At 41.2% G+C, this 8,282-nt stretch carries 8 protein-coding genes; 6 read left to right on the top strand and 2 right to left on the bottom strand.

The window, feature by feature from the left end; genetic code table 11:
• Positions 1–116: 116 nt before the first annotated feature.
• The 6 genes from H515_RS0110060 (at position 117) to H515_RS0110035 (ending at position 7,056) form a co-directional block, all read left to right on the top strand.
• On the top strand, positions 117–347 hold the full coding sequence (locus H515_RS0110060; protein WP_021670372.1) for a hypothetical protein: 231 nt from the start codon (positions 117–119) through the stop codon (positions 345–347).
• Positions 348–428: 81 nt separating this feature from the next.
• Positions 429–1,709, top strand: a complete 1,281-nt coding sequence (locus tag H515_RS0110055; RefSeq protein ID WP_021670371.1) for a radical SAM protein — start codon at positions 429–431, stop codon at positions 1,707–1,709.
• Positions 1,700–4,000, top strand: a complete 2,301-nt coding sequence (locus H515_RS0110050) for an outer membrane beta-barrel protein (RefSeq protein WP_021670370.1) — start codon at positions 1,700–1,702, stop codon at positions 3,998–4,000. The genes H515_RS0110055 and H515_RS0110050 overlap by 10 nt, the downstream gene beginning before the upstream one ends.
• Positions 3,997–6,210, top strand: coding sequence for a peptidase domain-containing ABC transporter (locus H515_RS0110045; RefSeq protein WP_231728370.1), 2,214 nt, complete (start codon positions 3,997–3,999; stop codon positions 6,208–6,210). Before H515_RS0110050 ends, H515_RS0110045 begins: the two co-directional genes overlap by 4 nt.
• 13 nt (positions 6,211–6,223) lie before the next feature.
• The gene (locus H515_RS0110040) at positions 6,224–6,691 is read left to right on the top strand and encodes a hypothetical protein (protein WP_025877949.1); all 468 of its coding nucleotides are present in this window, start codon (positions 6,224–6,226) and stop codon (positions 6,689–6,691) included.
• Positions 6,692–6,729: 38 nt separating this feature from the next.
• Positions 6,730–7,056, top strand: coding sequence for a hypothetical protein (locus H515_RS0110035; RefSeq protein ID WP_025877951.1), 327 nt, complete (start codon positions 6,730–6,732; stop codon positions 7,054–7,056).
• A 173-nt stretch (positions 7,057–7,229) separates the two neighbouring features.
• On the opposite strand, the gene H515_RS0110030 is transcribed toward H515_RS0110035, so the two are convergent.
• Together H515_RS0110030 and H515_RS13380 are read right to left on the bottom strand one after the other, a co-directional pair.
• Positions 7,230–7,646 carry a hypothetical protein gene (locus tag H515_RS0110030; protein ID WP_021668629.1) on the bottom strand — a complete coding sequence of 139 codons (417 nt, stop codon included), beginning with the start codon at positions 7,644–7,646 and terminating at the stop codon, positions 7,230–7,232.
• Positions 7,643–8,282 (bottom strand): site-specific integrase (locus H515_RS13380; RefSeq protein WP_036891790.1); only part of this gene is annotated, 640 nt, incomplete at its 5' end. The genes H515_RS13380 and H515_RS0110030, both read right to left, overlap by 4 nt.

The raw sequence follows: 8,282 nt of genomic DNA, 5'->3' as shown, positions 1-8,282 counted from the left end.
GGAGTATTCAAGGAGTGGATTCCAACTTTAATGAAACAAAGGTGTTATCCAATACCATTTGCTGGTTGTAAGTCGAGTTCTTGAGGGACGACTAGATAATCTAAAAAATAAAAGAAATGGAAATTATAAAAATTCTTGAAAAGGGAGAACAGGTTTCAGAAAAACAGATGATAGATTTATGCGGAGGCACTGATTTAATGGCCAACACCAACAAAGCTATTGTCTATTGCAGTTGTGACGGAAATGGCGATAATACTAACAAAGGATTAATTTGCTCATGTGATGAAGACAAGCCGTTAAAGCCTAATAAAGATACTGGTGATGGTAAACCCATCAAGAGACCATAATTTATTACACTTGTAAAAACACTCTAGCGGGAACGAGTGAAAAATCCAATTTTCACTCGTTCTCTCAAAACTTAAAATTATATGGCTATAAAGGTAAGTAGATATACAATTTTTCATAGACAAAATGGGAAATTATATTTATATCATCAACTTAGCAAAGCATTATTGGAAATTGACGAAGAGATGTATAATGCATTAACAACATCAAATTTAGATATTATTCCTTCTGAAACGAAGCAATATCTTGAAAATGCTTTCGTATTAATAGATGAATCGATAGAGGAAAGTGATGCGATTAAAGCTGCAAATTTACATTGTAGATATAATTCTGATTCTATACGTATTACGATATTACCTACATTAAATTGTAATTTCCAGTGTTGGTATTGTTATGAAAATCACAAGCCCTCTAAAATTAGCAAAGATGGGATAAGTTCAATATTGAAATTTATAAAACAGGAAACCATCTCAAAATCAAAAAAGGCAATTATCCTTGATTGGTTTGGTGGAGAGCCGATGTTGTGTTTTAACAATATTATTTATCCATTTTCAAAACATCTTATATCTTGGTGCAAAAAAAATAATATAACGTTGTATAGTATGACGACAACTAACGGAAGCCTTATTAATGAAGACAACGTAGTGAAAATTAATGAAATAGGATTGTCGCAATTTCAAATAACGTTAGATGGTGGTAAAGAATTACACAACAAGACAAGATTTTCTAATAATATAAAAAATTCTTACGATAAAATTGTTTCAAATATACATCTACTTTGTGATAAAGTAGAAAACATAAACATTGAACTTAGAATCAATTATACGCCCGAAAACATACATACGTTAACATCTATTCTTGATAACTTTGATTATCATATTAGGCATAAAATCAAAGTATCACCACACATCGTTTGGCAAGAATCAGATAAGGTAATGGATTTAAGTAAAAATATCCAAGAGTTTTGTCAAGAAGCACTAAAAAAGGGATATGTTATTCCGAATAATATACTCAGGAATCGCTGTTTATCATGTTATACTGAAAACGCAGACCAATATGTAATAAACTATGATCTATCTGTATATAAATGCACTGCAAGGGATTTTGACAAACAATATTCAATAGGAAAAATTCTCCCAAATGGAAAATTCCTCCCAAATGGATTATATTATAAATATATCACCGAGCCAGCCCCTTTTATTAATGAAGTATGCCTAAAATGTAATATTCTACCCAGTTGTATGTTTGCGACATCGTGCTTACAGAAAAAAATTGAACGGTCGAATCATTCCTGTTGCAAGGAACTTATTAACAAAAATATCAACACTTTTATAAGTCAGAAAATAATATCACTATGCGATTGAAAATAATTTTGCTCTTCGTGTTATCCCTACTGGGACAGATAAGCGTTTACGGACAGGGCAGCGAAAAGAGAATTTTTGGCTACGTTGTGAATAGAAACGGGACACCCTTGGAGTATATTAACGTGACGGTAAGAAATCTTACGGATTCTACATTTATCACAGGAAAGCTCACAGACGAGAACGGACAGTTTGCGTTCGACAGCATTCCAGCCCCTGCTTATCTGGTATTCAGCTGTGTGGGCTACACGACTCGACAAGAGAGGGCCACTGAAGGCGAAATGAAGATTACGCTGGAAGAGAATCAGACGGAGCTCTCTGAGGTGGTCGTGCTCGGAGCCTATTCCACGAGGAAACCATCAGGAGTGCTCAGCGTCAGGATGCAGGGCAACCCGATAGCCGAAGGAAAGAACATCATGGAGGCACTGAGATACGTTCAAGGCATACAAGTGATCAACAATGATATTCTGGTGAACGGAAAAGACGGCACTCAGATATACCTCGGCGACAGGCTCATCTCCACGTCTGAATTGCAGGCTATTCCCGCATCGATGGTAAAGAAAGTGGAGATTACCTCAAATGCAAGAATCTCACATGGGAAGAATGCCAAAGGAGGCATCGTCAAGGTCACTCTCAAAGAGCAGGAAGGACTCATAGGAAACGTCGAAGCCGTCATACAGGCCGACAAGGTGGGACTGGTAGATTTAAGACTCTCTTCGGCAATACAGTACCAAAAAGGAAAGTTCACCCTCTACAACAACATCAAGGGGGGAATGGGAACATACAGGACACGATATGACAGGACCGACACCTATCCAAACCACACAGAACACAGGCACTCTGACTCAAAAAAGAAAGAGGCGGCCTTGATGGAGAACATCGGTCTGGCCTATAAATTGAGCTCCAGACAATCACTGAACCTCTACGGAGGGTTCTACTGCGTAAACGATAAAATAGATTTGGTGAATATTACAAACGGCCAAGTGGGATTCAGGAACAACGATGAAATGAAATTCTATGAGATCAATGCCGGCCTTTACTACAAGCTGGGATTGCTGGTGGGCGACGGCTCATACTTCTCGACAAAGGTGGAATACTCCAGACAGAAAACCAATACCGATGAAACCTATTTCAGGAATCAGGAAGACAACACCAATCTTGGTCAGAAGCTGGACTACATAACGGTAGATCCGCATTTGGAAATTAACTTCAAGGACGGAAGCAGTCTGAGCGGCGGGTTCCGATTCAGCAGAGTGGCAGACAACAACCAGACTGCCGGAATTAACAACCCACTGCTCAAAGGAATAAAAAAACAGGATTTCAGATTATCGGGAGGAGACAGTTCGCCGTGGATAGAATACGGACGGATGTTAGGCAAGAAAATTTATGTGCAAGCAGGAGCAGAATATCTCGTAACGAATATGCGGTATAAGGACCGGCTCAATCCTGAAGCCAACTATGAAGTAGATTTTAAGGTTGTAGATACTAACGTGCAGTTTCAATTTGTACTCAATTCCAAAAACAAGTCATTCCTGACACTGGCATACAAGAAAGACTATTCGCTGCCCAGTTATGGATATTACAGCCCACTGGCTATCTATCAGAACGAAAAACTCTACAGCATAGGAAACCAAAAACTAAAAGTAGAAAGTTATCACACTGCGGAGTTGAACTATTACGTGAACCCACGCTGGACGGTAACCTATCGACTGAAAACAGGAAAGGACATCATCCACATCATGGCACATCAGGACGAACAAAATCCCGAAGTGGTATATACACAGCCCGATAACGTGGGAAAACTGCTGCGGAACTATCTTTCCGTATCCTATACAAATAGGCTTCTAAAGTGTTGGAATACCAACAACCTCATATACACAAGCCACAACTATGAATCCATGCCGGAGTTGAAAGTCAGAAAACTTACCTTCGGATGGAGTCTGGACCAGCAAGTGGAACTGAGGGAGAACCTCGGCCTGATGCTTTCCTTCAACGGTGAGACACCACGGGAACGACTGAGCTACAGGACAGGAACCAGATATGGAGTTGATTTGGGTGCCTATACGATACTCTTCAATAATCGGATGAACATAAATCTTATGCTAAGCAACATCTTGCACAGCGACAACGAAATAACCTTCAAGACAGGCAACATAGAAATGAAACGCATTGATGTATCGCCCTTGACAAGAGTGAAACTGTCTGTCTCGTGGAACTTCTCCGCTGGCGAGAAGATAAAGCGACAAAAAAACAATATAGTGAACTCAACCTCCAGAGAAACACCAACTTTATGATGTCATTGGGCAAGAAAAGAATTATTTTCAGTCATCAGAGAGATGCAATGGACTGTGGTCCTACATGTTTGGCGATGATAGCCACATACTACAAACAGCATCCCGATATTGAACGGATACGAAGAAACTGCCCATCTGGTAAAAACGGAATTTCCTTACTTGGAGTTGATAGAGCTGCCAAAAAGATAGGATTTGACACTGTGGCTGGGTGCTTGGGAGTAAAAAGACTTGTACAAGGCAGTCCGTTCCCTTGCATCCTCCATTGGAATCAAAACCATTTCGTGGTACTCTACAAAGTCAAGAAAAGCAAGACGTTTTACATTGCAGACCCCGGAAAAGGACTTGTGAAATACGAACTTGAGGAGTTTAAGAAACACTGGATCAGCACGCAGTCGGGCGGTGAGGAAAAAGGTATTGCGATGTTCTTAGAGCCAATGCCTGCATTTTACGAAAATAAGATAGAAGACAGCACCAAAGAGGAACGGTCGTTTAAATTCCTCTTTGGTTATATCAAGCAATACCGCAAGTATTTCGGTCAGATTGTCTTGGGACTATTGGTGGGAAGCCTTTTGCAACTCATCCTGCCATTCCTCACACAGGCCATCGTCGATGTGGGCATCAAGAATCAGAATATCAGTTTTATCTGGCTGATACTTCTCGGACAACTGATGCTCACGGTGAGCCGCACCGCCATTGACTTCATCCGTCGATGGCTCTTGCTGCATATCTCCATGCGCATCAATATTTCGCTTGTGAGCGACTTCTTCATCAAGCTGCTCAAGCTGCCGATGTCGTTCTTCGACACCAAGCTGATGGGCGACCTCATGCAGCGCATGGGCGACCACAGCCGTGTGAACTCGTTTCTGACACAGCAAACTTTAAACATCGTGTTCTCGCTCTTCACCTTCGTGGTGTTCAGCATCGTGCTGCTTTCATACAACTGGCTCATATTCGTCATCTTCATGCTCGGCAGTCTGCTTTATGGCGGTTGGCTTGCGCTCTTCCTAAGGCGCAGAAAGGTTCTCGACTACGAACTTTTCGAGCAGCAAGCCATCAACAACAACAAGACCTACGAGTTTATCACCTCCATGCAGGAGATAAAACTCCAAGACTGCGAACAGCGCCGTCGCTGGGAATGGGAGGATGTGCAAGCCGACCTCTTCGGAGTGCAGATGAAATCGTTGAAGCTTCAGCAGACACAGGAGGCAGGCAGCATATTCATCAACGAACTGAAGAACATCGTCATCACCGTGGTGGCAGCAACCGCAGTGATCCACGGGCAACTCACACTGGGTATGATGCTCGCAGTGCAGTACATCATCGGACAACTCAACTCGCCAGTTGAGCAGTTGATGAGTTTCTTCTACTCCGTGCAAGATGTAAAGATAAGCCTTGAACGTATCAACGAAATCCACCGTATGGACGATGAGAACGGAAAGCAAGGATTGGAAACTTCTGTGAAAGAAGAAAACAAAGGCATAGACCTTGAAAACGTAAACTTCAAATACGACCCTCACGCACTGAAAGCCATCATTGATGATGTAAGTCTCGCAATCCCTAAAGGCAAAGTAACAGCCATTGTCGGAGCGTCGGGTAGCGGTAAGACAACGCTCATCAAGCTAATGTTAGGCTATTATCCCGTATTGGGCGGTCGAATAACTATTGGCGGAACTGATGTAAATACACTCAACAAGAAGTGGTGGCGCAGACAATGTGGTGTGGTGATGCAAGACGGTGTGATATTCTCCGAGAGTATAGCGAGGAATATTGCCGTAGATGATGGCGAGATAGACAAGGAGCGTTTGCAGAGGGCAGCCGAGATAGCCTGTATTCACGATTATGTAATGGGACTTCCCTTAAAATACAACACCAAGATAGGTCGCGATGGTGTAGGCTTGAGCCAAGGACAGAAACAGCGTATCTTGATAGCAAGAGCCGTATATAAGAACCCCGACTATATCTTCCTTGACGAAGCCACCAACTCGCTTGACGCCAACAATGAGCGCATGATAGTAGAACATCTTGATGAGTTCTACAAAGGCAAGACGGTGGTTATCGTGGCACACCGACTAAGTACGGTAAAGAATGCTGATCAGATTGTGGTATTGGATAAAGGCAGGATGGTAGAAATTGGCAACCACGAAACACTTACAGCAAATCGAGGTGCATACTATAACCTCGTGAAGAATCAACTTGAACTGGGTAATTAAAATAGAAAAGATTATGAAAGAAGTTGATAATATAGAATTGAGGAGTGAGAAAGTTAGGCACATCATAAGTGAAGTGCCTAACTCGTTAGTTAGGTATGGAATACTGGTGATAGCCATCATAGTGATTGGACTTTTTGCAGCATCCTACTTTATACCTTACCCTGAGACGGTAGTCTGCAAGGCTGTTGCCGTGGATGCAGGAAACGTCACGATATCTGTTCCATACAGATATATTAATGAAATAAAGAAAGGCTATAAAGTGAGAATAGAATTTGATGGTTACCCTGCAAGCACCTATAATTATAGGACAGGAGGAATCATAGAAATTTCCAAAATACCCGTCCTTTTTAAAAGTGAGAATTTTTTCCATGCCCATGTATCACTTTATGGATCTGGCTATAGAATATTTCGTAAAATGTCGGGAAATGCCTTCATACTTATTAGTAATGAAACTATATTTCAGCATATTATCGGACTATAGATTAATAATAAATAATTATAAACTAAATGTTTACGAAAATGAAAATTAAAATTAAAACTCAAAGTGGTTATGCCTCTACCTTGGAAAATAAAATTTTCAGGATGGCAAATCAAAATGAACTACAAACTTGGTCAGTTATGAAAACAAGTGAGAACGAAGACGTCTTAGTTCATTCTGAACAATGGAGACACGAGGGATTAGTCAAATTAGCGAATAACGGAAATGAAATGAGTTGTCATATCTTATGTTGGCAAAATCATACTAAATCTTGCAATGATATTATTCCGTATCTAACAGGTCGATTTACAGAGATTTTGCTAAAATATTTTGAGGACGAAATTGATTCCTTTGAAATTATAGATTAAATATCAAAAGTCTCTTAATATAAAAAAAAATGTTGTCTGTAGTTGCATGGTAGTAATAATCAAATTTCCAACCAACTACGGAATAATCCTTTTTCTTTCACCGCATTATCCCTTATTGTAGTCATGTAGTAAGATATGGTCGGTGAAAGAAAAAGGAAAATAAATACAAATAATTAGTTGTCAGTATTACCTATCAGGAATATCGGTGTTATCATGAATGCTGGTTTCTGCAACTTCTGACAGACGTACTTTCTGAACAAATGTGCTTCCGTGCTGTCCAACAGGAAAGATAAGGCGATAATCATAGGAAGTGGATAGAGCGGTACATAACCTTTGAACCGTCCATTGATAACGACTTCTTCCTCGTCTGAAACTCTTTCTTCGGGATGCAGGCTGAAAGATCTTATTATCGTTTGCAGTCTGTGGTTGAGTTTGCTCCACGTTACTCCGAAGAACCTTGTAATTTCTCCCTCCGTCATGGCAATGTCCCCGTTTCCCCTATGGACAATCTGCATATTGCTGCCCCAATCAAAGATGCTGCGCTGATTCTCCGTGCTGGTCTTTGTTTTTGATTTATAGCTTGTATTCATGCCGTTTCCTCCTTTCTGCCATTTGAATTGACAACCAATGGGATTGTCTTTGTGTCCGTTGCTGCTTCCACATCTATATTTACGGTATTTTTGTCCTTTGCCTTGTACCTGGCAATAAGCCTGTCCATGTCCTCCGAAATCTTACTATCCGTCACCTGCGCATAGACTTGAGTGCTTGATATGGAGGTATGCCCCATCATCTTGGCTATGCTCTCAATGGGAATACCTGCGCTTAGGCTCATCGTGCCGAATGTATGTCTTGCCATGTGGAAGGAAAGTCTTTGGCGAATACCACAAGCCTTTCCCACAATACTCAGTTTGGCATCCATGACACTGCGGCTGCAATCACGGTGAAAAACAAGGTGGTCGCCTTTTTCTTTCACCGTCTGCTGTACCTCGTTTCTTTCCGGCTCTTTCCGGCAATGAGTGATGATGGTTTCCGCTATGGGATGTAACGGCACGATGAACTCAACCTTGGTCTTCTGACGTTCCTTTCTTATATACCTCTGTCCGTCCGCTGTCGTTTGGATATGCTTGTTTTCTAAATTCTCCATGTCTGAGATAGCCAAGCCTGTGAAGCAGGAAAAGACAAACATCAGTCTTGCCAGCTCCGCTTCTCTGTCGTTCATCTTCATT

This window comes from Prevotella corporis DSM 18810 = JCM 8529, assembly GCF_000430525.1.
GTDB lineage: Bacteria > Bacteroidota > Bacteroidia > Bacteroidales > Bacteroidaceae > Prevotella > Prevotella corporis.
Note: the sequence above shows the minus strand (reverse complement) of the source record. Positions and strands in the feature narration are given on the sequence as shown.